Annotated in this window: 20 protein-coding genes and 1 pseudogene; 20 read left to right on the forward strand and 1 reads right to left on the reverse strand. The window is 44.8% G+C overall.

Annotation, left to right across the window (positions count from 1 at the left end; all coding sequences use genetic code 11):
- Positions 1-296: 296 nt before the first annotated feature.
- Positions 297-1427, reverse strand: a complete 1131-nt coding sequence (locus DESACI_RS05590) for an aldo/keto reductase (RefSeq protein ID WP_014826198.1) — start codon at positions 1425-1427, stop codon at positions 297-299.
- Positions 1428-1696: 269 nt separating this feature from the next.
- On the opposite strand from DESACI_RS05590, the gene DESACI_RS05595 reads away from it, so the two are divergent.
- The 20 genes and pseudogenes from DESACI_RS05595 to DESACI_RS05690 form a co-directional block, all read left to right on the forward strand.
- Complete coding sequence (locus DESACI_RS05595; protein WP_014826199.1) at positions 1697-3085, forward strand: aspartate kinase; 1389 nt, start codon at positions 1697-1699, stop codon at positions 3083-3085.
- A gap of 9 nt (positions 3086-3094) precedes the next feature.
- The gene (locus DESACI_RS05600; RefSeq protein ID WP_014826200.1) at positions 3095-3550 is read left to right on the forward strand and encodes a YbaK/EbsC family protein; all 456 of its coding nucleotides are present in this window, start codon (positions 3095-3097) and stop codon (positions 3548-3550) included.
- A 241-nt stretch (positions 3551-3791) separates the two neighbouring features.
- Positions 3792-4148, forward strand: a complete 357-nt coding sequence (locus DESACI_RS05605; RefSeq protein ID WP_041276299.1) for a DMT family transporter — start codon at positions 3792-3794, stop codon at positions 4146-4148.
- Positions 4149-4191: 43 nt separating this feature from the next.
- Positions 4192-6378, forward strand: a complete 2187-nt coding sequence (locus DESACI_RS05610; RefSeq protein WP_014826201.1) for a DNA topoisomerase III — start codon at positions 4192-4194, stop codon at positions 6376-6378.
- A 158-nt stretch (positions 6379-6536) separates the two neighbouring features.
- Positions 6537-8129 (forward strand): prenyltransferase/squalene oxidase repeat-containing protein, encoded by a 1593-nt coding sequence (locus DESACI_RS05615; protein ID WP_014826202.1) that lies wholly within the window; start codon positions 6537-6539, stop codon positions 8127-8129.
- 123 nt (positions 8130-8252) lie between these two features.
- The gene (locus tag DESACI_RS05620) at positions 8253-9587 is read left to right on the forward strand and encodes an ABC1 kinase family protein (RefSeq protein ID WP_041276300.1); all 1335 of its coding nucleotides are present in this window, start codon (positions 8253-8255) and stop codon (positions 9585-9587) included.
- Positions 9574-10503 carry an ABC transporter ATP-binding protein gene (locus DESACI_RS05625; protein ID WP_014826204.1) on the forward strand — a complete coding sequence of 310 codons (930 nt, stop codon included), beginning with the start codon at positions 9574-9576 and terminating at the stop codon, positions 10501-10503. Before DESACI_RS05620 ends, DESACI_RS05625 begins: the two co-directional genes overlap by 14 nt.
- Before the next feature lie 16 nt (positions 10504-10519).
- Positions 10520-11296 (forward strand): ABC transporter permease, encoded by a 777-nt coding sequence (locus tag DESACI_RS05630; protein WP_242833126.1) that lies wholly within the window; start codon positions 10520-10522, stop codon positions 11294-11296.
- Between the two features lie 26 nt (positions 11297-11322).
- Entirely contained in the window at positions 11323-12378 is a 1056-nt protein-coding gene (locus DESACI_RS05635) for a class I SAM-dependent methyltransferase (protein ID WP_242833127.1), read from the forward strand.
- The gene (locus DESACI_RS05640) at positions 12375-13190 is read left to right on the forward strand and encodes an ABC transporter permease subunit (protein ID WP_242833128.1); all 816 of its coding nucleotides are present in this window, start codon (positions 12375-12377) and stop codon (positions 13188-13190) included. The genes DESACI_RS05635 and DESACI_RS05640 overlap by 4 nt, the downstream gene beginning before the upstream one ends.
- Before the next feature lie 517 nt (positions 13191-13707).
- A complete protein-coding gene (locus DESACI_RS05645; protein ID WP_014826208.1) occupies positions 13708-14880 on the forward strand; it encodes a branched-chain amino acid ABC transporter substrate-binding protein in 1173 nt (390 codons plus the stop codon).
- Between the two features lie 93 nt (positions 14881-14973).
- Positions 14974-15894, forward strand: coding sequence for a branched-chain amino acid ABC transporter permease (locus DESACI_RS05650; RefSeq protein WP_041276301.1), 921 nt, complete (start codon positions 14974-14976; stop codon positions 15892-15894).
- Positions 15895-15897: 3 nt separating this feature from the next.
- Positions 15898-16854, forward strand: a complete 957-nt coding sequence (locus DESACI_RS05655) for a branched-chain amino acid ABC transporter permease (RefSeq protein WP_014826210.1) — start codon at positions 15898-15900, stop codon at positions 16852-16854.
- 185 nt (positions 16855-17039) lie between these two features.
- Positions 17040-17810, forward strand: a complete 771-nt coding sequence (locus DESACI_RS05660; protein ID WP_014826211.1) for an ABC transporter ATP-binding protein — start codon at positions 17040-17042, stop codon at positions 17808-17810.
- Positions 17807-18523: an ABC transporter ATP-binding protein gene (locus tag DESACI_RS05665; RefSeq protein WP_014826212.1), complete on the forward strand. Its 717-nt coding sequence runs from the start codon at positions 17807-17809 to the stop codon at positions 18521-18523. Before DESACI_RS05660 ends, DESACI_RS05665 begins: the two co-directional genes overlap by 4 nt.
- Positions 18524-18822: 299 nt before the next feature.
- Positions 18823-21216 (forward strand): glycyl radical protein, encoded by a 2394-nt coding sequence (locus tag DESACI_RS05670; protein ID WP_345788486.1) that lies wholly within the window; start codon positions 18823-18825, stop codon positions 21214-21216.
- A 64-nt stretch (positions 21217-21280) separates the two neighbouring features.
- Positions 21281-22342, forward strand: a complete 1062-nt coding sequence (locus DESACI_RS05675) for a glycyl-radical enzyme activating protein (protein WP_242833129.1) — start codon at positions 21281-21283, stop codon at positions 22340-22342.
- A complete protein-coding gene (locus DESACI_RS05680; RefSeq protein WP_014826215.1) occupies positions 22339-23265 on the forward strand; it encodes a glycyl-radical enzyme activating protein in 927 nt (308 codons plus the stop codon). The genes DESACI_RS05675 and DESACI_RS05680 overlap by 4 nt, the downstream gene beginning before the upstream one ends.
- A 26-nt stretch (positions 23266-23291) precedes the next feature.
- Complete coding sequence (gene hypD, locus DESACI_RS05685; protein ID WP_014826216.1) at positions 23292-25649, forward strand: trans-4-hydroxy-L-proline dehydratase; 2358 nt, start codon at positions 23292-23294, stop codon at positions 25647-25649.
- A gap of 85 nt (positions 25650-25734) precedes the next feature.
- Positions 25735-26013, forward strand: a pseudogene (locus DESACI_RS05690) (type II toxin-antitoxin system RelE/ParE family toxin); the annotation flags it as partial.
- Between the last annotated feature and the right edge of the window lie 117 nt (positions 26014-26130).

Here is a 26130-nt window from a genome sequence, read left to right on the forward strand (position 1 = left end):
ATTTAAGGTTTAAGTTTTAGGATCAAGTTTTCTGGTTTGAAATTTGTTTATAATTTAAGATCAAAAAATAAAAAGGGTTGTAACATCTGTATGATATGCTCACCCTGAGCAAACAGTTTCACGAAGGAAACTGTTTATCTCTGGGGGACGGCTTAAATCATATGATACGTGTTACAACCCTTAATGTTTTGTCTAATTTTCAAGAGGGGTTTGAAAGTATATCTTTCGATTAAATACATGTAAGCAGGGCTAATCCGTGTGAAGACTGCGTCTTCGGAGAGTCAGCCAAGTTTTCTTTAAAAGGTTTTTTGGATTTCCTTCAGATATTCTCGGATCGGCAGCTGCTGGGGACATGCTTCTTCGCAGGCCCCGCATTCAGTACAGGCTGAAGCTTTACTTTCGGGGGTAAAGAAGGTATTATACGCAAAATGGGAGGAAGCAAGATCATCATAGATGTGGGTGTCATTATAAAGGGCAAAATTGCCGGGGATGTTTACACCGGAAGGACAGGGCTGACAATAACCACAAGCTGTACAGTCAACCTTAGTTAAGGATAAGTATTGTTTTTTAACCTCTTCAATTAAGCTATGCTCTTGGTCCGTTAAGGTGCTAGGTTCAGAAACATTCGCCAGGAGCAAATTTTCTTCGACTTGTTCCTTGGTGCCCATGCCGCTTAAAAGCAACGTGACTTCAGGGTGGTTCCAGACCCAGCGCAAGGCCCATTCAGCCGGGGTGCGCTTTACTTCCGCTTTGTCCCAGAGCTTAAGTATGGATGATGGGGGATTTTTAACGAGTTTTCCTCCCTTGAGGGGCTCCATGACGATGACGGCTAACCCTTTTTCTGCGGCATACTTTAAACCTTTTGTGCCGGCTTGAAATTCCGTATCCATGTAGTTATATTGAATTTGACAGAAGGTCCAGGGATAAGCATCAACGATTTCTTGAAAGACAGGAAACTTATCGTGAAATGAGAATCCGACATACTTAATTCGGCCATCGGCCAGAGCCCTTTTCAAAAAGCTTCTATAGTCAAGGTTTTTAGCCTTTTCCCAGGTAGCTTTGCTGAGTCCGTGCAAAAGATAAAAATCAATGTGATCTGTTTGGAGTTTTTGGAGCTGCTCGTTAAGGATGCGGTCAAAGTCATCGTGACTCTGGCAGCGGAAAAGAGGAAGTTTTGTAGCCAGTTTTACTTTTTCCCGGTAACCATTTTGCAGCGCTTTTCCCACCAATAGTTCGCTTTGGCCCTGATGATAGGGATAGGCGGTATCTATATAGTTGACACCGTTATCAACGGCGTAACGGATCAAGGAGATAGCTTCCGGCTCATTAATCTTGCTGGGGTCTCCGTCTAGAGTAGGGAGACGCATACAGCCAAAACCTAAGATTGAAGCTTGATAGTCTAAAGAGCCAAATTTACGGTATTTCATAGACATGCTTCCTTTCGTTCTTTCCTTTATTTGTGTATTTTGAGCTAATAGCTATAGCGTATACTCTCGAGTAACAGATTGCAAGGGGACTGCTCCGATTCCTTCGGTTATCGAATAAATGGGTTACGGCGATCAGGCAAAATTAGGAATCGTATTTTAAGGGTGGACAATTGTCGCTGATAGAGGTATAACTAAGTTACGCTGTCATCATAAGTTATTTAGTTTTAGCTTCTGTTATTTAGAATTAAGAAGAGGGGTTCAGGACAACAATGCTAACTGTAGAAAAAATCGGCGGAACATCCATGTCTCAGTTTCAAAATGTGCTTAACGACATTATTGGTTACCCGGATTCGGAAGGTTTTCGATATGGCAGAGTTTTTGTAGTTTCTGCCTATGCCGGGGTAACGAATTGGTTGTTAGAAGATAAAAAGACTAAAGCCCCTGGAGTGTACCAGCATTTTATAAAAGGTGAGGGCCATGAAGCTTCAATTAATCAGCTGCTGGAACGACTGCTCCAGATTAATGAATCTTTCGTAGAAATTGGTTTAGATTTTCAAGTTTGCCGTGATTTCCTGATCGAGAGAATTGATCAGACGAAAGCCTATTTAAGCAGTATGGAAGATATTATTGCTTCAGGGTATGTTGAACGGGGGAGTATTTTATCAGCAGCCAGGGAATTGCTGGCTTCCATTGGAGAAGCGCATTCGGCTTTCAACACCGTAAATATCCTGCGTAACCGGGGAATACGTGCCGAGCTTGTTGATTTAACCGGTTTTCAAGATTCCAAGCAACTGTCCATCAGTGAGCGCATTGAGCGGACCTTCAGAACTATCAATCCCTTTGAGGCAATTATTGTGGCCACGGGCTATACCAAAGGGGTGGAAGGGATCATGCGGCAATATGAGCGAGGGTACTCAGAAATCACCTTTTCCAAGATTGCCACTCATCTGCAAGCGGATGAAGCGATTATTCACAAAGAGTTTCATCTTTCCTCAGCAGATCCTAAAATCGTGGGAGTCGAAAAGGCCATTCCCGTGGGAAAAACAAATTATGATGTTGCAGACCAGCTGGCAGACATCGGAATGGAGGCGATTCATCCCAATGCTTCCAAGCCTTTAGAAATGGCTGGCATCAACCTGCGTATTAAGAATACCTTTGAACCGAACCATCCGGGAACTCTTATTTCTAAAGACTATATTGGTCCCAAGGCCAGAATTGAAATCGTCGCCGGTTCTGACAAAATTGTTGTCGTGGAGATCCACGATACATTAATGGTAGGAGAAATCGGCTTTGATTATGAGATTATGAAGAAATTTAAAGAATACAATATCAGCTATATTACTAAAGCTACCAATGCCAACAGCATTTCCCTCATCATCTGGGAATCAGATCTCAATCATCAACTGGTAGCTGAACTGGAAGAGAAATATCAAACGGTGACGGTCCAAGAAGCAGCGATTGTCTGCGTCATTGGTTCAAATATTGCGATGCCCAGAATTCTTGCCCGCGCGGCGAACGCTTTGGCTAAGAACGACATTAATATCAAGTGTGTCTCTCAATCCCTTCGCCAGGTAAATATGCAATTTGTGATTGACCGGAAGCTGTATGCCAAAGCGATTGTTTGTCTCAATGAAGATTTGTGTGTCGCTGAATATTAGGGGGAAGTTATGTCTGCTGAACGTGTAAAAGAGTTTTTAAAGGAGAGTCAAAAACACATTGAGATCTTAACCTTTGAGGATACCAGCACCGTTGCTAAAGCAGCCGAGTCCTTACAGGTAACTCCCGGAGAGATTGCAAAATCCTTACTGTTTAAAGTTAAAGATCAATTCGTCATGATTTTGATGGCCGGTGATAAGCGTTTGGATAACAGGAAGTTTAAGGATGTCTTTGCCGCAAAGGCAAAGATGCCTGAAGCTGAGGAAGTAATCAGTGTAACAGGACACCCGGTAGGCGGGGTTTGTCCCTTCGGCTTGAAGCAGCCTATTCCTGTGTATCTGGATAATTCCTTAAAAGTATATACCCATGTGTTTCCGGCGGCCGGTGAACCCAATACGGCCATTAAGTTAACAGTGGATGCTCTGCAGGAATTAACAGACGGACAATGGATTGATGTTGTTCAATGAGCTGTTCATAAGTGGACAATATTGGTAGAACTCCTGGATACACCTGCATAGTTACAGATAATAGTACCTTAAATCTAATCCAACAGTGTTAAATTAAAACAAGAAAGTGGCACGTATTGCAAAATGAGGTATACGTGTCACTTTTTCTGCTTATAAACAAAAAGAGAGAAGTTGTGAAACCTTAATTAATTGACCATTTGTCAACAAAGATTTAATATTGACGAATAGGTAATTAATGATCATGACAGCCTGGCAAATGCTGACGGGTTCAATTCTTTTAATGGCTGTGGGATTGCCGGGCTTGAGGCCGCAAAGTATGATCTTTACGGAAAAAGCAGTCCTTCTTCTTATATATTCCGGGTTCATATCAGCCACGGCCTTTTCTCTTTGGTATGCTATACTAAAATATAATAAAGCAGGAGAAATTAGTGTCTATAAGTTTATGACTCCTGTATCCGGGGCCTTTTTAGCAGTTCTGTTTATTCCCGGTGAACGGCTGACTCAAAATATGTTCATCGCTTTGATACTTGTAGCCCTGGGTGTGATTATTGTGAACCAGCGGAGCAAAGTTTCAGAAAAGGGAGATACTCTGGGTTGAAGAAGACTGTGCAGGCAAGAAATAATTGTGTTAGGAGCATGAAATGGGGAAGACATTAGTATTAACTGAAAAACCATCGGTTGGAAGAGAGGTTGCAAGGATTTTAAAATGCTCCCGGCAGGGAAATGGCTGCCTTATAGGTGAAAAATATATTGTGGTTTGGGCCTTAGGTCACTTGGTAACTTTGGCCGACCCTGAAGCGTATGATGCAAGCTATAAAATATGGAGAGCCGAAGATCTGCCTATGCTGCCGGCTAAAATGGAATTGGTGGTCATTAGGGAAACAGCTAAGCAGTTTGGGATTGTTAAGAATATGATGAGAAATCCGGAAGTGGATGAGCTTATTATCGCCACGGATGCAGGGCGTGAAGGAGAACTGGTGGCACGCTGGATTATCAAAAAGGCCGGTTGGCGTAAACCTATTAAACGGCTGTGGATTTCTTCTCTTACTGAAAGGGCAATAAGGGACGGCTTTAATCACCTGCGTCCTGGGAAAGATTTCGAAACGCTGTATGCGGCAGCAGAATGCCGTGCCGAGGCAGATTGGCTGGTGGGTTTAAATGTCACGCGGGCTTTAACTTGTAAGTTCAATGCCCAACTTTCTGCCGGACGAGTACAAACCCCAACCTTGGCAATGATCGTTGAGCGGGAAAAGGAAATTAAGGAATTTGTTCCGCAGGATTATTGGTCAGTGGCAGCTTCCGCACAATCCTTCGATCTGCGCTGGCAGGATAAAAATGGTCAAACCCGCATATTTAATAAAATTAAAGCAGATGAGATTTTAACAAAGGTTAAAGGTCATCCCGGAGAGATTATTGACATTAAAAAAGAGGCCAAGCACGAGCCGCCGCCTTTGGCCTATGACCTCACAGAATTACAGAGGGATGCCAATCGCAAATTTGGCTTTTCTGCCAAAACAACCTCCAATATCATGCAGCAGCTCTATGAAAACCATAAGTTGGTGACCTATCCGCGCACAGATTCCCGCTATATCAGTGATGACATTGTGCCGACGCTTCCGGAACGATTGAAAAGTGTGGCGCAAGGTCCTTATGTTAACCTAGCGCGAGGAATCCTAAGAACTAAACCGAACGTTACAAAGAGGTTTGTTGACAATTCCAAAGTTTCAGATCACCATGCGATCATCCCGACAGAACAGCCTGCTATGTTGAATAGGCTTAGTTCAGATGAACTTAAGATTTATGACTTAATTGTGCGCAGATTTCTAGCCGTTCTCCTACCGCCCTTTGAATACCAGCAAACCACCGTGAAGATGAAAGTCAATGGCGAGGTGTTTACCACCAAAGGAAGAATTGTCTTGAAAAAAGGGTGGAAAGATGTTTATGCGGGAGATTATACAGGGGCTGAAGATGAGGATGAAGGAGAAGCTCAAGGATTGCAAACCTTGCCGGAAATAAGCCTCGGTGACAGGCTGAAGAGTTTGTCCATACGACTGGATTCTCATAAAACGAAGCCCCCTTCAAGGCATACGGAGGCCACCTTGCTTTATGCCATGGAGCACCCCGCTCAGATGATCGAGGATCGCCAGTTGAGGGATATCATGGCTCAAAGCCATGGTTTGGGTACACCGGCAACGCGGGCTGAGATCATTGAAAAGCTCTTTAATTCCTTCTACATGAATCGCCAAGGCAAAGAGATTGTTCCCACTTCCAAAGGAATTCAACTTATTAACTTAGTGCCGGAGGAACTTAAATCTCCGGAATTAACTGCCCAATGGGAACAACAATTAAATGAGATAAGTAAAGGAAGGGTAAATGCTCAGACTTTCTTAAAAGATATGCGTCAGTATGCTGCACAGCTTGTCTCGACAGTTAACGGCAGCAGTCAATTTTTCAAACATGATAACTTAACAAGAACAAAGTGTCCCAATTGCGGAAAGTTTCTCTTGCAGGTGAAAGGCAAGAAAGGCGAAATGTATGTTTGTCAAGACCGCGAATGTGGCTATAGACAGAATATTTCTCAGATGTCTAATGCTCGCTGCCCGGAATGCCACAAAAAGATGGAGCTTCGGGGAGAGGGCGAAAGTAAATTGTTCTTTTGTACTTGCGGTTATCGGGAAAAACTTTCTGCCTTTAAGAAACGAAAAGAGGCTGGAAATACAACCGGTAATAAAAAAGAAGTTAGCGCTTATTTAAGGAAACAAAATGAAGATGCGCTGAAAAATACAGCCTTAGCAGACGCCTTGGCTAAACTTCAACTAAAAAAATAAGGGACTCTGGACAAAGGGAGGTCGAAGAACTGCTTTTCATAGTAGTGAGCGACACTCCCTTTCTTTTATGAACAGAAATCAAGAAAATCAGCCTTTGGAACGATTATTCCTCTCCAAACATAAATCATATTATGGGATTTCTTAAAGGAGAGGGTGCTATGGAGCTAAAAAGTGATGTCAACGAATGCCTCGCCAAAGCCAGAAGTTATGTAGCCGAAGGCATAGAACAAATCTTAACAGGAAATCTCACTGAAATGTATGGAGTATCTCCAAGTCCGGGAGCTTCAGCCCTTGCTGCCCTTGCTCTTCTGGCAATAGGGCGGGGGTTTGAGAAGGCCCAGAGGCAAGGAGTTCAATGGTTATGGCAGAACCGCCGCGGTGGATGGGGGAAGTTTCCCGGTGATAAGCCTGACCCGGAAATAACGCAAATTGTAAATGCTGTTTTGCAAGGCAGTGAAGGCGGGTGGATGGCCAAAATCCGTCTTTTATCACAGGCAAGGCAATTTTCGGAGATGGTTTTATCTTTAGGACAAAGGGTAGTGCCCGGTTTGGAAGGTCCTACACCTGAGGAAACCATTCTTCCCAATATACTTGAAGAGAAAGTTTTGGCTAAATTGCCCCTCTATGGCCGCCCCGTTGTTGTAGCGGCTTCGATCCTAGCTTCGGATTCCCCGGAAGGAATTAGTCGAGGAATCCGCTATCTTCTGGAAAATCAAATGTCTGACGGTTCCTGGGCTGAGGATATTGTAGCAACAAGCTTAGGCATTTTGGGCCTCCTGCGCCGCGGCGGCAATTCTACAGCTGTAGAAAAAGCGGGACAATGGTTAGCCTCGAAACAGTACTCCAGTGGAGGATGGCCGGCTTTTGACCAGCTTAAGATCTGGTCAGTGGGCTGGGCAGTATGTATCTTTGGCGAACAAATGAAAAGAAACGAAGCGACTCCTTGGCTTGCTCGGGCAATCGATTATCTTAAAGAGGGCCAGAATTCAGACGGAAGCTATGGAAGTACTCCCCCACATACACATCCGGATTTGGACGATACCTCGGTTGCCTTAACCGCTTTGCATCAGGTACTTCGGAAGCAGAATAAGCAGGGAATAGAGCTCCTAAGAAGGCTGCAAAATCCTGACGGGAGCTGGGGGACGTTCCCAAGTTTCACAGGGTTACCTCCGTCTATTTCCTCAGAGTTTCCTGTCTATATTGCCAGCGTTGATGTTACGATTCATGCTCTGGAAGCTTTATGGGGTTCATCCCAAGCAGACGATCAAACATTTTGGCGAGGATTAAATTGGCTTATTTCTCAGCAGGATGAGCAGGGAGCCTTTCCGGCTTCGTGGTTTGAAGGAAAAATCTACAGTACTGCCCAGGTCCTTGAACTTCTCGGCAAATGGAAACTTAGCTGGGAACACTGGATGATTCCGCGCAAAATTCAAGCCGCCCGCAAAAAAGGATTGGAATTTTTGCTGAAGGCACAGAACCATGGAGATTGGGGCTCTGTTGCTGAGACAGGATTAGCCCTATCGGGATTATGGCGGTATGGGCGATTCGTCCCGAGAGATCTCATGGATAATGGAGTAAAGAACCTTCTCAACGCTCAGAAAGCCAATGGTTCCTTTAAGCCGTCATATGGCGGGATTTATGCTAAGGGATGGAATTATGAAGAACCCCTTACAACGGCTTTAACAGCTATCCGGGCTCTGGGGCGCTATCAAACGTTATATGTCACCAAACGAGCATTTCTCGGCTTTTAAGGAAACAGTGATCTCGTTTAAAAACATGTTGATACTGGATAAAGGGTCATTATTAGGTATCTTGGAATATTATAGGTTATGACGTCAGGAAGCTTGAAAAGGAGCGCTTTTCCTGTGTTTGGAATGATTTTTCAGCATTTTGGCCGCTATCAAGAGATTGTATCTGTGCTGATTCGCCATGGATTTGGTTTTATTCTTTTTGAGAGCATGGGTCTAAAAAGTCAGGGCAAAACAGATATTGTCATGGCACGTCTTGGCCAACGCATTCGACTTGTGTTGAGTGAGCTGGGTCCAACGTTTATCAAGCTTGGTCAATTTGCCAGTACGCGCCCGGACATTATCCCCATGCCTATTATTTATGAATTGGAACAGCTTCAAGACAGAGTCCGGCAAGTCCCTTTTGCAGTTATGCGCCGGACCGTGGAACAGGAATTAGGGGCTTCGCTGGAAGACCTTTTTCAAGAGTTTGATCCCTCTCCGCTGGCATCAGCTTCAATTGGTCAAGTCCATTTTGCCCGCCTGAAAACCGGCGAATCTGTTGCAGTTAAAGTGCAGCGCCCGAATTTGGAAATAATCCGGACAGATTTAGAAATTCTTAAAGAAATTATTCCCTTAATAGAAAATCGTTTTCCAAAATTAAAATCCTATTCTCTCCGGGGAATCCTAGGGGAATTTTCAAGATGGCTGGAAGCCGAGCAAGATTATTTGGCAGAAGGTAAAAATGCTGAGACCATAGCCAAGGGATTTGCCAGAGATTCTCAAGTGATTTTTCCTCGAATCTTTTGGACTCACACTACCAGGCGCGTTCTGACCATGTCGTATCTTGAGGGGATCAAACTCAATGAGCGGGAGAAAATCTTAACCCTCTATGATGGCCGAACCATCGCCGAACTTCTCGGCGGCGCGTTGCTCCGGCAAATTTTAAGAGATGGTTTTTTTCATGGAGATCCTCATCCCGGAAATATCATTGTCTTGTCTAAGGAGAAGATTGGGTTAATCGATTTCGGGATTGTGGGAGTTTTGAATCAGCGTTTAAAACGCAAATTATTGAAGGTCATCTTGGCTTTAAAGAGACGCGATTCCAAAGCCATGGCTGAATCTTTGCTGCGTCTGGGAATCTCGCCGAAAAAGGTGGACTTTGGAGGCTTATGCCAAGATCTGACGGAGATTTGCAGAAGTCATTTGGATGTTCCTTTCTGTCAAGTAGATTTACGGAAAGTCATTAATGACTGTATGAACTTGGCGTTTCGATATGAGATTCAATTTCCGCCTGAGTTTGTCTTATTAGGAAAATCGCTCCTAACCCTCGAAGGAATCATCCATAAACTGGACCCTTCCATGAGCTTAGCGGAGTTAATCAAACCTTTTCGGAGTTACTGGTTTTTAGAGCATTGGAGTATTAAAGAGTGGTTTAAAAGTTTTTTGTCTAAGAAGGTGTTAAACCATGATCCAGGTTAACGGATTGTCAAAAGTGTATACAAACCTTCGACGAAGGAATACGAAGGCAATCTCAAACTATGTTGCGGGGCTTAAAGAAATCACGTTTCATGTCCGACAGGGAGAAGTGTTTGGTTTATTAGGACCAAACGGTGCAGGAAAAACGACCGTGATTCGTCACCTTATGGGGTTTATTAAACCGGACTCCGGATATGCCCGGATCAATGGCTTAGATTGTTGGGAAGAATCTAAGGACGTAAAGGCCTTAGTGGGATATCTTCCGGGGGAAATGAATTTTCTCAGAGAGATGACAGGCCATGAGTTTTTGAACCTTATGGCCGGAATGCATGGTAATTCCCCCGTTTTTCGGAAACGGCGCGATGCTCTGGCTGAGCGTTTAGATCTTAATCTAAAACAGTCTATTAAGAAGATGTCCAAAGGAATGAAACAAAAATTAGGAATTATTAACACCATGATGCTGGATGCCCGGGTGTTGATTTTAGATGAACCTACGTCAGGTCTTGATCCACTGATGCAAAAAGAGTTTATTGAATTAGTTTTGGAAGAGAAAAGCCGGGGCAAAACGATTTTAATTTCTTCTCATATGTTTCCTGAGGTGGAGCGGACTTGTGACAGGGTTGGAATTATCCGGGCGGGAGAGTTGGCTGCGGTTGAAGGTATTCAAAAACTAAGACAAGAGCAGCGCCGGACCTTTGAAATTACCGTAGAAACTTCTGAGCAGGCTCAACGTATTTGCGAGAGCGGTTTGAAGGTAAATCTAAGGGAGGCTGATCAAGTTTCTGTTCAAATTGAAGGAGATTTAAATCCGCTCTTAAGGGCATTGGCTCAAGTTCAAGTTAAAGATTTTTCCCAGAAGATGACGGAACTGGAAGAGGCCTTCATGGTATTTTATGAAAGGGGGGAGGGTTCTGAATAAGGCATTATTTCGAGCCATGTTCAAGCGGCAAGGCAGAAAGACATGCCATTATGCCTTTGGTCTGTCGCTCTATAACCTTTTGTTGATTGGTGTTTTTCCCTCCTTGTCCCAGTCTAAGGGGATGGCAAAACTAACTGAGAATTTACCGAAACTGGCGCGGGTTTTCAGATTGACTTCAGACTCTGCTCTTAACCGTTTTGAGTCCTTTGTGGCCAGCCAATGCTTTGGGCAGGTATGGGTGTTGGTTATGGGGATTTATACAATAAGCACAGCCAACGAATTAATCGCCCAATATGTCGCTGAGGGGGGAATGACCTATTTGCTTACTTCCCCGGCAGGTCGTTCGGAAATCTTTTTGACCCAGACTGCTGTCCTCATTAGCGGCTTAATTCTCATGGTGACTCTGACTGAACTGGGAATATGGGGGGAAGCAAAATTATTTTCGCTTTCCATGGATAAAAAGGCGTATACCAGTCTGGGAATTTTGGCTTTGGCCTTATTTCTTAACGTAGGCTCTTATAGCTTATTATTTTCTACCCTATTTAATAATGAGGAGAATGTCGTGCTAAGCGCGGCCTGTATAACCTTTATCTTTTATGCTCTCGACACTTTTTCCAGCCTTGATGATCGTTTTCTCTGGGTTAGACGACTTACGATCTTTGGCTGGTTCCGGCCCCAAGAGGTGTTGGAGGGTGAAACATCATTGCTGCCAACCTCGTTGTTATTGGCCCTTTCTACAATGTTTATGGGTCTCGCAGGCTATATTTTCGAGAGAAAAGATTTCTGCGTTTAAGGATCAAGTATAAAAAGTATAGAGGAGTGAGCCGCTTGGATGTAAGTATGTTGGCTTTGCTGGCAAAAACCACAACAATCATGGAATATCTTGGATTTTTGTGGGTGACGCAAACGGGCTTGGAGCTAAATCTGTGGGCGGAGCTGGAAAAAGCAAGCAGTTTAGAAGAGATCATGACCTTGCATCCGGATTGGGACGAAATTCTATTGGATCACTGGTTAGAACAGGCTCACTATCTGGAGCTGCTCACCAGAAAGAATGACCGTTTTCAAACAACCAAATTAGCCAAAGCCGTTAATAAATACCGAAACTTCGGCTTGGAGGCATTATATAAGGAACTCACACAGCATTGGACCAGAGGATTTGCTGAACTTCCTGGTCTGATGATGAAACAGAGGGAAAAGTTAACTTTAGAAACGGATATGCAGGAAGAACTGATTTCCAAAGCCTCTTTGGCCTCGGAACCATTTGTCTGGCCATTTTTACGCACGAAGTGTCAAAAAGAACGATGGAAAAATGTCCTGGATCTAGGCTGTGGGGAAGGCAGGTATTTAAAAAACTTAAGTGAGGAATTTGGAGACTTACGGGGAGTGGGATTAGAAATGAATCCTGCTGTGGCGGGCAGGGGGCAGGAAATGGCTAAGGCATCTGAGGGTCGAATTCAAATCCTCTGTAAAGATATATTTTCCCTCGTTCATCAGCGGAAGGAGTCGCTCTCGGAATTAGGAACCTTTGATCTTTGTCTACTGAACAACAGCATTTATTACTTTACCCAGGAACAAAGGATTGAGCTCTTACAAAGTATTAAAGAATTTCTGAAGCCGGGAGGGCAAGTGGGAATTTTGACAGCAGTTCGCAAGGGCGAACCGGTCCGAGTCTTTCACACCCATCTTCCTCAGAATCTTATGAGTTTTTTTCTGGCTTGTCATCAGGGATTTTCAGGTCTTCCCACTGCAGGAGAAATTACCTCCTTGCTGGAACGGTCGGGTTACAGCGATGTGGATATTTCCGTGATGCCTTTAGGAACATCCCACTATTTCTTTGCCAAAAGAACGGATGAACCTATAGAAACATCGAGGTGACGGCTTTGAACGATACCTTATATTGGGCCATGCTTAAACTGGAGAGCAAAAAAGTTTTAGGTTATTCTCTGGGGTTGATGTCCTATGAATGGTTAATTACCTGGGGTTATCCCATTCTAATTGAATCACCAATTATCCAGGATATTCCTAAAAGTTTTCCGGTGCCCGTCCAACGAGCCTTTGGAGTTTCAACGGAAGAACCCGATATTTCCTATGAAGCTTATATTTCAGCGCAATTATTGGGAAGGTTCTGGACGCTGCTTATTTCTGTTTATGGAATAAGCTCATCAAATGCCCTGATGGCGCATATACTTGAACAAGGTTTTATGGCATATCCATTATCGACACCGGTTTCCCGCCGGGAAGTGATCAATACTCAAATCGGAGTGCTGCTCACGGAATTGATTTTGGTAACCTCCGCCACGTTAGGTGGAATATATTCAGCAACAGCTTTCTTTGAGGTAGAAATTGACCGCTGGCAATTTTTCAGAATGGGAATCTTGGGATTTTGTTTGAGCGCAGTTGTGAGCAGTTACAGCATGCTTTTGGGTGTGCTTCTTAATTCAGAAGAAAAGTCAGTTGCTCTAGTAAGCGCAATAACTTTTGTTTATTACGGACTTGATGTTGTGTCATCCCTGAATGAAGGATTTTCCCGGCTTCAAGATTTCACACCCTTCGGATTGTTTCGTCCCCAAGAAGTACTCCAAGGAAGCGTCTTGCCGGGCACAAGATGCCTGGCCTTGAGTTTGATCTCGGGACTGCTGCTGCTGGTAACAGGGTTTGTATTTCAACGTAAGAATTTGGTTATTTGATCCGAGTTATTTAGCCTCAATGTCTTCTATATAACACGTATAAAGTATTATGTATATTAGGCAATAACTTATTGACAGAGCATGTATTGCACTATATCATCATATTAAAAATGATTCTGACAATATTTTTTGCCCATTATTGACAGTTTTTGCGTAGACAACGGTGTCTGCAGGGACAAGTTGGTGAAATGGAATAAACTTTATTACCAAATTATTACTTTTAAACCTACTATAGGGTATAATGTTAATAATGGATTAATGTTTATTGATTATTGATTATGGATGTGTGTGGTGCTGCTTCTTGCGGTACCTTACCTTCATTATAGTTCCTATTCTCATGGAGAATTTTGATCTTTTAGAATCCAAGAAATCTAGTCTCTTTTCATTCTGAATTAAACTGGCCCGATCGATGTTTTACCTGTCACTTGTTATATGAAGAACTTCGGAATTGGAGGTGAGGAGCAGGGCAGATAACTAAAAATACATACCTATATAAGAATGAGGAGGGGTAAGTAAGATGTCCAAAAAGTTTCTAAGTATGCTTGCTGTGACAATTCTGTCCTTTACGGTAATTGTTACAGGCTGCGGTACGCAAGGCAGTGCACCTTCAGGTACATCATCCAATTCATCCGATACACAATCCACGGCCGGCAGCGGAGATATTAAGATTGGGTTACCTTTGCCTATGACCGGGTCAGAGGCAACTTACGGCAAAGATATGGAAAATGCTATTAAAATGGCAGTTGACGAAGTGAATGCCAAAGGCGGGATTAACGGCAAAAAACTAGCAACCGTTACCGGTGATGATGCTTGTGATCCGCAGCAAGCAACAGCTGCTGCTAATAAACTGGTTTCCGAAGGGGTGGTAGCCATTGTCGGAGGATATTGCTCCGGCGCGGTTGTTCCAACCCTGACCATTTACAATGAAAAGAATCTTCCCTTTATCGTTGAGGCCGCTAACTCATCGAAAATTACAGATCAAAATCCGGGCAATACCTTCCAAATTAATGGTACTGCCGTGCACCAAACTCAAAAAGCCGTGGAGCTCTTTAAAAAGTTAGGTGCCAAAAACGTTGCTATCGTAGAACAAGGGGATGCTTATTCCTCAGATTTGGCGAAGCAGACCGAAGCTGCGTGGAAAGCTGCAGGCAATACAGTGGTTTCCCATGATGTGACAACTAAAGGAGAACAAGATTTTTCTTCCTTAGTCACGAGTTTGAAATCTAAAAATGCCGATTTGGTCTTTTGGACAGCCTATTATGCCGATGGTGCTCTCTTAATTAAACAATTGCGCCAGGGAGGTTACAAAGGTTCCATTGTTGTTGGTGACGGCAGCAGCGACCCCAAACTAATTCAAATGGCCGGAGCTGCCGGGGAAGGTACTTATGTTCTCTCGCCACCTGTCGCAGAATTCCTCCCGTCTGCCAAACAATTCGCCGATGCCTATAAAGCTAAATTTAATCAAACCCCGGGAGCTTATGCCCCACTTGCCTATGATGGAATTAACCTCTTGGCAGATGCTATGAAACGAGCCGGAAGTACCGATGGCAAAGCCGTTATTAAAGCGTTGACTGAGACCAAGGACTTTCCGGGCTTAGCAGGTAAAGTCACCTTCGCTCCCAATAAGACGTTACAGGAAAGTAACTTTATTGTTCTGCAAATTAAGAACGGACAATTCGTTTTACAATAAAATCAACTGATTCTAAGGACGGCGGGGAACTTTTCCCTGGCGTCCTTAGACAATCTTTAACAATAGTTCAAAGAGGGTTAAGGGGTGCATGCCATGACAGTCTTTTATATCATTATTCAGCAGCTTGTGAATGGTTTAATTCTCGGTTCCTTTTATAGCCTTGTCGCTCTCGGCTATTCTATGGTTTACGGCATTATAAAACTCCTCAATTTTGCCCACGGGGATATCTACATGGTAGGGGCTTTTGTGGGATTTGGGGCTCTTGGTATTTTCGGAGGTGCCTTAGGAATTGGTTGGTTAGGAATTACTGTCGCTTTAGTGATTAGCATGGTTCTGGTGGGTCTTTTGGGGATTGTAATACATAGGGTTGCCTACCAGCCCCTCTTAAATAAAAATGCCCCCCGCATGTCACTATTGATTACGGCGGTGGGTGTATCTTTTACCTTATTTAACGCAGTTATGGTGATGACCAGCGGGGAATACAAAGCTTTCACCACCAGCTTGGGCTACGACGGCATCAGTGTTGGGCCTGTTAATATTACCTATACTCAGATAATTATGGTGGTTGCAACGGCTGTTCTGATGCTTTGTTTGTACTGGTTTATTAACCGGACGATGTACGGCAAAGCCATGCGCGCCATAGCTCTTGACCAGGACGCCTGCCGCCTGATGGGAATCAATGTTACGAAGACCATCAGCTTAACCTTTTTTGTCGGTTCGGCCTTGGCCGCTGCGGCAGGGGTTATGGCGGGAGTTTACTACGGAAGCATTCAATTTTATATGGGCTTTATCATCGGCTTAAAAGCATTTACCGCAGCAGTTATCGGCGGGATTGGCAGCATACCGGGAGCTATGCTCGGAGGTCTTATCCTCGGCCTCTTAGAAACAGCCGGAACTCAGCTGCCTTTTGTTGGCTCGGCTTGGAAAGATGTATTTACCTTCGGAATTTTAATCCTATTGCTGGTTACAAAACCGACCGGAATTTTGGGTAAAAGCGAGATTGAGAGGATGTAACGGATGAGTAATTCTGTTGGTTTTAAAGATCGTCTAAGTGAAAGGATGAAGGGCAAAAAAACACGTACTTTTTTGCTAACCTTACTGGTCGTGATTGTCACCTTATTGCCCTTGGGTGTCAATAACTATGTCGAGGAAGTAATGACCAATACTTTTTTTTATATTATTCTGGCCTTGGGATTAAATATTGTGATTGGTTATGCCGGTCTGGTTGACCTTGGATACGCGGCTTTTTTTGCTGTGGGAGCTTATACCACAGGAATTCTCATGAAATATGGCTTGAATTTTTGGCTAACTATACCTATTGCCGTGATTTTCTGTGTTATCGCCGGAATTATTATTGGAGGACCGACCTTAAGACTGCGCAGCGACTATTTAGCCATTGTAACTCTGGGATTTGGAGAAATCACCCGGATTACTGCCCGCAACTTAAAGATTACAGGTGGGGCCAGTGGTTTGGTAGGTATTCAACGGCCAAGTATTTTTGGCCATAAGCTCTATCAGATTTCTGACTTTTATTATACATTTTTTGTCTTGGTAATTTTAGCAATTATTGTTTCGCTGCGAATTTATCATTCGCGACTGGGACGTGCTTGGCAATATATTCGCGAGGATGAAGATGCTGCCGAGGCCATGGGGATCGACCCGGTAAAAACCAAACTTTATGCCTATATGATTGGGGCAGCCTTTGGCGGTGTGGCAGGAGCCTTTTTCGCTGTTAAAATGACAGCTATTTCGCCGGAGACCTTTGCTTTTACTCAATCGGCGATGATTCTTTTGGCGGTTATCTTAGGAGGCATGGGTAAGATTCCCGGAGCGATTTTGGGTGCAGTCTTTCTTGTCTTCTTCCCAGAGATATTTCGAGAAATTGGCCAGATGCGGATGCTCCTTTTTGGCATTTTGTTGGTTATCATTATGGTATTTCGCCCCCAAGGACTCTGGCCGGAACGAAAAAACTAATAAAGGCATTTTTGTCTGCAGACAATCGAGCGTTTTTAATACTCTCAGAAAGTATAACTTCGTTGCATAGAATGGCTTATGTGCGAAGACAGTGTTTTCGTCCTCCCGCATAAGTGCAACTAGGGCCGAGTTTTTTTAGAAAGCTGCTTATATTTTCCGGAACTTAGAAAAGAAGGATGAGTAGAATGCCTATCTTAGAAGTGAAAAATTTAACTCTTCGTTTTGGCGGGTTAACAGCTGTCAATAACCTCAGCTTCGATATTGAAGAAAATTCGATCATGAGTCTCATCGGACCTAATGGGGCAGGCAAGACGTCAGCCTTTAACTGCCTGACAGGTTTTTATAAAGGCAGTGAAGGGGATATCCTGTTCCAGGGCCGAACTATTTTCCGGCAGAAGCCGTATAAAATTACGAAAATGGGAATGGCGCGAACCTTTCAGAATTTACGCTTATTCAAAGATATGACTGTTTTAGAAAATGTTATGTCAGGCATGCACAGCCGTACCTCTGCCGGGGTTCTGGGAGCCGTTTTAAGACTCCCGAGTCAGCGTCAGGAAGAAAAGAAAATACGGCAGGTGAGCGAAGAGTGCCTGGATTTTGTGGGCATCTTGGATAAGAAGGACCGTCTGGCCCGTAATCTGGCCTACGGTGACCAGCGCCGAGTGGAATGGGCCAGAGCATTGGCAACACACCCCAAACTTATTTTGCTGGATGAACCGGCCGCCGGGCTTAATCATGATGAAAAGGATCAGTTAGTAGACTTGATCCATCGTATTCGCAAAGATCTAGGAATCACAGTCTTGTTGATTGAGCATGATATGGGCCTGGTCATGAAAGTCTCGGAAAAAATCGTCGTTATTGATTATGGACAAAAAATTGCCGAAGGGACTTCGGAGGAAGTCAAAAATAATCCAAGAGTCATTGAAGCTTACTTGGGTAAGGAGGATGAGGAATGAGCGACTTAGCACTCGTCCTGCAAAATGTGGAAACCTTTTATGGCAAAATTCATGCCCTTAAAGGGGTTAGCTTAGAAGTACCCAAGGGGAAAATCGTGACACTGCTTGGCTCCAATGGTGCGGGAAAGACCACGACCTTAAAAACGATTTCGGGTCTGATTCAAGCGTCTGCGGGTAAGATTGAGTTTTACGGCCGGGATATTGTTAAAGAGAAAGCTCACAATATTGTCAGTATGGGATTAATCCATGTCCCTGAAGGACGGCGGATTTTTAAAGACTTAACTGTGAAAGAAAATCTTGAATTAGGGGGTTTTACCCTCAAAGATGATTCGTTGCGCCGCAATCGAATTGAGCATGTTTTTGAAATGTTTCCCCGCTTGAAAGACCGGCAAAAGCAAATCGGGGGAACCCTCTCAGGGGGCGAACAGCAAATGCTGGCTATAGGCCGCGCTATGATAACGGACCCGAAACTTCTTTTATTAGACGAGCCCTCCATGGGTCTTGCTCCTCTGATTGTCCAAGATATTATGAGAATTATTAAGCAGTTGAATGCTGAAGGTACAACAGTTTTGCTGGTGGAGCAAAATGCGAAGATCGCCTTAAAATTAGCGGATTACGGTTATGTTCTAGAGACCGGAGAGTTAGTCATGGAAGGGAATAGTGCGGAGCTCAGGAAAGATGAGAGAGTGACAAAGGCTTATCTTGGCGAATAGATCGAGGTCTTTGCTCTTTACAAGGACCTTAACTTCGGCTTCTCATATCATGGAATAAGTATAGAGCGCGGGTTGCTCCAAACGCGATATAAACATTGACGGTGAGAAGATTTTGGCTATGGGAGCTATTGTTGTTCAGACGGTTTTTAACTGGAGCGCACCGTTAATCATGATAGAGTTACCATGATAGTGGAAGAAGACTATAGATGACTGGCAGCAGGAATGATTTTAGAAATAGAAGAGGGGGATATCCGAATGAGGTGACCCTGATCCTAGAATCGTTGAGCGGGGGTGTGAATGTGCCACAAAGAGCCGAGAACAGCTACATGGAGCGCGTGAATCGCCTCAAGCAGAGAGTACTGGGAACTCGTCCCGAGATGGATCTGGAGAATGCCAGAATTCTTACCGAGGGCTTTCGGGAGACTGAAGGTCAGCCTCTCGTCCTGCGTAAAGCCAAGGCTTTTCGCAGACAGTGTCAGGAAAAGACCGTGAAGATTTGGGACGATGAGCTGATCGTGGGGTGTTCCGGAAGCAAGATGCGGGGGGGAATTCTATGCGCTGACACCTGCTGGTCGGTGCTCAATGAAGAATTGGAAACCATTAATGACCGCCGCTATGACCCTTTTTATTTAAAGCCGGAAGACAGCAGAGTTTTTGAAGAAGAGATCCGTCCTTACTGGCAAGGAAAATCCACCTATGAGGAGTGGTTAGCCCAGATTCCAGAGGACACCCGTATTCTGAGAGATCATGGGGTCATCTACATTAACCGCAAAGCAGTCCGTGGCTGGGGGGAAACTACGGCGGGTTATGAATGGCTGATCCACGAAGGTGTCAGCGGTATTCAAAAACGAGTGGAAGAGAGAAAAGCTACCTTAGATATTACCAAACCGGGAGATTATGAAAAAGATTACTATTTAAGCGCTCTCCTGATTGTCGCTGAAGGGTTAAAGACCTTAGGGAAACGCTATGCCCAGGAAGCAGAAAGACTGGCGGCATTAGAAGAACATCCGCAGAGGAAAAAGGAACTTCTGGAGATTGCTGCAGTTTGCCGTCAGGTGCCGGCTAATCCGGCACGGACCTTTCGCGAGGCTTTGCAGTCTTTTTATTTTTATCAAACGGCCATCTTTATGGAACAGAATGCAGCAAGCTATAATCCTGGACGTATGGATCAGTACCTTTGGCCCTACTATCAAGCCGACCTTGAAGCAGGGCGCCTAACATCCGAGGAGGCCCAGGAACTTTTAGACTGTCTGTGGGTTAAGTTCAGTGAACCCTGTCTCTTTCAGGATGCTGTTACGGCGGAATTTGCCGCCGGGTATCCCATGTTTCAAAATGTTTGTGTCGGTGGTGTAGACAGTTCCGGCAGGAACGCCGTTAATGATCTTTCCTATTTAATCCTGCAAGCGACTATGGACGTTCAGCTCTATCAGCCTTCCCTTTCAGTTCGCTATAGCCTGGCCAAGAATCCCAACTCCTTCTTGAGAAAAGTCGTAGAGCTCATTTCTCTCGGAACAGGATTCCCGGCCTTCCATAACGATGATATAGGGATTAGGATGCTCTTAAATAAAGGAATTCCCCTGAAAGAAGCCTTTAATTGGAATCCCTGCGGTTGTGTTGAGACGAATTTGGAGGGACGTCTGCGTCAATACACTGCTCTGGCGGATATTAATCTGGGGAGTATCGCGGAGTTCGCTCTTCTGGACGGAAGAAACAGGAAAAGCGGTGATTATATCTCCGAGCGAACAGGAAACCCCCTGAATTTTAAGACTTTTGCTGAGTTTCTGACTGCGATAAAGAAGCAGATTGATTATGCCACCCGGGCCGTGGTGAAAGGGAGTCATGTGATTGATGAAATCGGTATGCATCGTCCGGTTCCGGCTCTTTCCTTGACCTTTAAAGAATGTATCGAGCAGGCTAAAGATTATGCCTGGGGCGGAGCTAAATATAATGTGGGTAATGGAATTATTTTGATAGGGGTTGCCGATTTAATCAACAGTTTAGCTGCTGTGAGACATATTGTATATGAAACGAAACAAGCGACTATGGAACAGCTTCTTAAAGCTCTTGACTGTGACTTTGCAGGATATGATGATATCCGCAAGCTTTGCTTAGACTCACCTAAGTACGGCAACGATGATCCTCTGGTTGACGATATCGCGGGAGAAATGTTTACCTATATTGCCGATGAAATTGAGAAATACAGCAGTAAATTCGGACGCATGACACCGGGTATTCTCCCTGTGTCCGGCAATACTCCATTTGGTTTGGAAGTGGGTGCACTTCCCTCAGGCCGCCGGGCTTGGAAACCTCTGGCGGACGGGGTCAGTCCCAGCGGAGGAACAGACTTCAACGGTCCGGGATCGGTTTTGAAGTCTGTGGCTAATATTCCCCACGACCGGTTTGTTCAGGGAACTTTGCTGAATATGAAAGTTGAGCCGGAGCTATTATCTACAGAAAACGGCATGATTCAAATGATGGCTCTGCTTAAAAGCATGTGCAGTCTGGGAGTCTTCCATGTCCAATTCAATGTCATTGACCAGGAAAAATTAGTGCAGGCACAGAAAAATCCCGAAGAATACCGGGGCCTGCTCGTTCGGGTTGCCGGTTATACGGCCTATTTTGTGGAACTTGGCAAAGATGTTCAAGACGAGATTATTGGGCGTACCGTACAGCAGGGAATTTCGGTGGGATAAATGTTACAAGGGTAAAGATTATCGGGGAAAAGATTCCGAGGCTAAAGTTTATGGGGTGAAGGTTATGACGGAATTAGAAAAGACTAAAATGCCATCCCAGAGGTCTCTTGGAGATACAGCAGGTGATGCCGAAGGTTCTGTCTTAGGTCGCGCTGAATCTTCAATTAGAACATCGATTAACACATCTGAGGAATTAATGGGATTAGTGCTCAGAATCGAGCGGACATCAATCCACGATGGGCAGGGGCTGCGAACAGTTATTTTCCTCAAAGGCTGTCCGCTTCGCTGTCAGTGGTGTTCCACACCTGAATCTCAGAGACATGAACCGGAAAGAGGGTACGTAACTGATCGCTGCAATGGCTGCGGTACATGTGTGAACATATGTCAGCAAGGTGCCCTTGCCATAGCTAAGCAAGAGGGCAAGGTCATCATCAATTCCTCAAAATGCCGGGTATGTTTCGTTTGTGCTGAGAAATGTCCGCAGAATGCCATAAAAAAATATGGACGTTTAATGTCCGCGACAGAAACAGTCCGGGAAATCTCCAAGGATGAGATTTTCTTTTTTTATTCCGGCGGCGGTGTTACTATTAGTGGAGGGGAGCCTCTGGCCCAGTCAGAGTTTGTCTCAGAAATCCTGAGAAGGTGCCGGGGACAGGGAATTCATACGGCTATGGAGAGCAGTCTTTACGCCCCTTTTGAGAGTGTCTTGAAGGTTTTGCCCTGGCTGAATGTCTTATACGTTGATCTCAAACACATGAATGAAGAATTACATAAACAATGGGCAGGAAGAGATAATTCTCTGATCCTCGCTAACCTGAGAAATGTTGATGATTCAGATACCCCGCTGGATATTATTGTGCGCATCCCCTTAATTTCGGGAGTGAACGATTCAGATGCGAATCTCATGGCTGCTGCGGAATTTTGCCAATCCCTGCGCAAACTGCAAGAGATCGAGCTCTTGCCTTATCACCGGCTTGGTCTTGAAACCTATAGAAATCTTCAGAGGGATTACCCTTTAAAAGACTTGCTGCCGCCGGTGGGAGAGAGAATCTTGGAGCGGGCTGGTTTTCTTGCCCGGCAGAATCCCAAAGTGCCGGTCCGTGTCGGCGGAGAGTTGGTAAATTGACAGACGGAGTGTTGAATGTGACGCAAGGCAAGATCATTAATATTATGAAATATTCCATCCACGATGGACCGGGTATTCGAACCGCTGTTTTCTTTAAGGGCTGTCCCCTTAATTGTCTTTGGTGTCATAATCCGGAAAGTCAGAAATATGACCAAGAGTTGTTCTATTGGCCGGATCGCTGTATCGGCTGCGGCCAATGCTTGGCGAGTTGTGTTAACGATGCGATTAGACTGGCAGAAGACCAATTAATATTTTACCGCACTCAGTGTCAGGCTTGCGGAGACTGCTGTAAGGTCTGCCATGCCGGGGCGCGAGATTTGGCAGCTAAAACGATGTCGGTGAGCCAAGTGATGGCTGAGATTGAAAAAGACCTCGTATTTTATGACGAATCGGGAGGCGGGGTAACCTTTTCAGGCGGAGAAGCCTTGATGCAGCCGGTCTTCCTTACAGAACTGCTGAAGGAGTGTCAAAAGAAGGAGATACACACGGCTGTTGAGACCTGCGGCTATGCTAAGCCGGAAATTCTCCATACCATCAGCCCCTTCGTTAATCTCTTCTTATACGATCTCAAACTTATGGATTCCCAGCGACACCAACACTACACCGGGGTGCCCAATGAACTTATCCTGGACAACCTGCGCTGGCTGACAGAGCACCATCCCAAGGTTCATGTCCGCGTACCTATCATTCCCGGTTGTAATGATGATAAGGAAAATCTTCACCAACTGGGAGAATTCGTTGCCTCCCTGAAAAGAATTCAAGAACTCCATTTGCTGCCCTATCACCGGGCGGGAGTGGATAAATACAAACGGTTGGGTCTGGAGTATCAGCTGCCGGAGATCCAAGTTCCTGAGAATGAACAGATGGAGAAGATCAAGATGGAATTGGAACGATATGGGTTAAAGGTTAAAATCGGCGGTTAATAATTTTTGAGGGAGGAGAGGTTGAAATGAATGAACGAGTAACCATGCTGAGGCAGCAGAGTCTAGAAACCGAAGCCTATATTTCAGCGGAAAGAGCAGAATTAATGACGGAATTTTATCGTCAAGCCGGTAATACCTCCGTGCCTGTCCGAAGAGCCTTAGCTTTTAAGTACATGCTGGAACGCAAAGCGATCTGCATCAATCCGGGAGAATTGATCGTAGGAGAACGAGGACCTGCTCCCAAGGCGACGTATACCTATCCTGAGCTTTGCTGTCATTCCCTTGAGGATTTAGATATTCTCGACTCGCGGCCCAAGATTTCCTTTAAGGTAAGTCAGGAAGTTCGTGAGGTTTACAAACAGCAAATCATTCCTTACTGGCAGGGAAATTCTATGCGCGACCTGATTTTTCAGGAGATGTCCGAGGAATGGAAAGCGGCTTATGATGCGGGAATATTCACAGAATTTATGGAGCAGAGAGCACCGGGCCATACCGTTCTTGATGATAAAATCTATCGCTTAGGCTTTTTGGATTTTATAGAGAAAATTGAGGACCAATTAGCAAATCTCGACTATTTGAATGATCCTGAAGCCTATCAGAAGCAGGAAGAGCTTAAGGCCATGAGAATTTGCGCCGAGGGAATCATAACATTCGCTAAGCGGTATGCCCAAAAAGCTAAAGAAATTGCTCAAGGTGAGACAGACCCGCTGCGCAAGTCAGAACTGGAAACCATTGCCGAAGTATGTTCCTATATACCGGCTCATGCTCCGAGAAATTTCTGGGAGGCCCTGCAAGCCTATTGGTTTGTCCATCTCGGTGTTATTCTGGAACTTAATACCTGGGATGCCTTTAACCCCGGGCGATTGGATCAGCACCTGTATCCTTTTTATAAGAAGGCTTTAGCCGAAGGAACTTTGACTGAAGAAAAGGCCAAGGAACTTTTACAGTGTTTTTGGGTTAAGTTTAACAACCAGCCGGCACCGCCTAAAGTGGGGGTAACCGCGGCAGAAAGCGGGACTTATACGGATTTCGCCAATATCAACAGCGGCGGACTTAAAGCGGACGGGTCGGATGGGGTCAATGACGTCACATACCTCGTGTTAGATGTTATCGATGAAATGCGCCTTTTGCAGCCTAGTTCCAATATTCAATTGAGCAAAAAAAATCCTGATCGTTTTATCAGGCGAGCGGCTCGCATTATCCGCAAGGGTTGGGGCCAGCCTTCCGTTTTTAATGCCGACTCTGTGGTTGAAGAGCTGCTGCGCCAGGGCAAATCCATTGAGGATGCCCGTCAGGGCGGTACTAGCGGCTGCGTTGAGACAGGTGCCTTTGGCAAAGAAAGTTATATCCTCACAGGATATTTCAACTTACCGAAGATCTTTGAACTGACCTTACACAATGGGATTGATCCGAAGACCGGTGGGCGATTGGGCCTGGAAACCGGAGATCCCGGAGGATTTAGTTCCTATGAGGAACTCTTCGAAGCCTTTAAAAAGCAGCTTCACTATTTCCTTGACATTAAGGTTAAAGGGAGCAATGTTATCGAGCGCCTCTATGCAGCCTATATGCCTTCTCCCTTCCTGTCCATGCTCATCGACGATTGTATTCTTAAAGCTAAGGATTACAATGACGGGGGTGCCCGTTACAATACGAACTATATTCAAGGTGTCGGCCTGGGCAGCCTCACAGATACCTTGTCAGGCATTCGCTATCATGTTTATGATCAAAAAGATCTGACCATGGAACAACTGCTTAAGGCTTTGGAGCAAAACTTCGAGGGACATGAAGGAGTTCGCCAGCTGCTGCTGAACAAAACGCCCCATTTTGGCAATGATGATGACTACGCCGATGAAATCATGGTCGATATTTTTAACGCCTACTATAATGAAGTCAATGGACGGCCCACGATGAAAGGCGGGGTCTATCGCATTAATATGCTGCCCACCACCTGCCACGTCTATTTCGGCTCGGTCATCGGCGCTACGGCTGACGGCCGCAGGGCTTGGGAACCGCTTTCCGAGGGGATTTCTCCCGTTCAAGGATCTGATCGCTTAGGGCCGACGGCAGTTATCAAGTCCGCTTCCAAAATGGATCATGCCCGCACCGGGGGGACTTTGCTGAATCTGAAGTTTACTCCCCAAGTGGTGGAGGGAGATGAAGGGCTTGAGAAATTAGTCCAGCTGGTTCGCTCCTACTTCAAGTTAAGCGGCCACCACATTCAGTTCAATGTTGTCAGCGCCAAGACCCTGCGGGCGGCTCAGAAGGAACCGGAAAAGTATCGTGATCTCATTGTCCGCGTTGCCGGATACAGCGATTACTTCTGTGACCTCAGTGAAGCTTTGCAGGAAGAGATTATTACTCGGACAGAGCATACAGCTTTTTAAATAACTGTTTGCTAAGGAACATTTGCAATCTGATTACTCTACAGGTTTTCAATAAAGAACGCTCTCCCAGTGTACTAGTGACGCTAATGAAGACTTAGACAATATCATTTCGTATATTGCTGTTCAACTCGATAAGCCCATGGCTGCAGCAACATTTTTAAATGAAGTTGAAAGATGCTACGGCTTTTTAAAAAGTAATCCGTTTATGTATGAAAGATGCCATGATGTTCTTTTAGAAGCAGAAGGTTTTCGCAAGGCAACAATTAATAACTATGTTCTGGTTTATAAGGTGAATGAGATGACAAAAGCTGTAATTATCTATAGGTTTTTCTATGGAGCGCAAAACTATATTCTATTGATATAGGGGAGTGTAATCCTCTAACTGAAATTTTTGTTTTGACACTAGGATTATCATACTGCATAAACGCAACCGTGACGAGGGACCTACCCTGATGAATTAACAATGAGGTAACATTATCCC

Origin of the sequence: Desulfosporosinus acidiphilus SJ4, assembly GCF_000255115.2 — a bacterium.
Taxonomy (GTDB): domain Bacteria; phylum Bacillota; class Desulfitobacteriia; order Desulfitobacteriales; family Desulfitobacteriaceae; genus Desulfosporosinus; species Desulfosporosinus acidiphilus.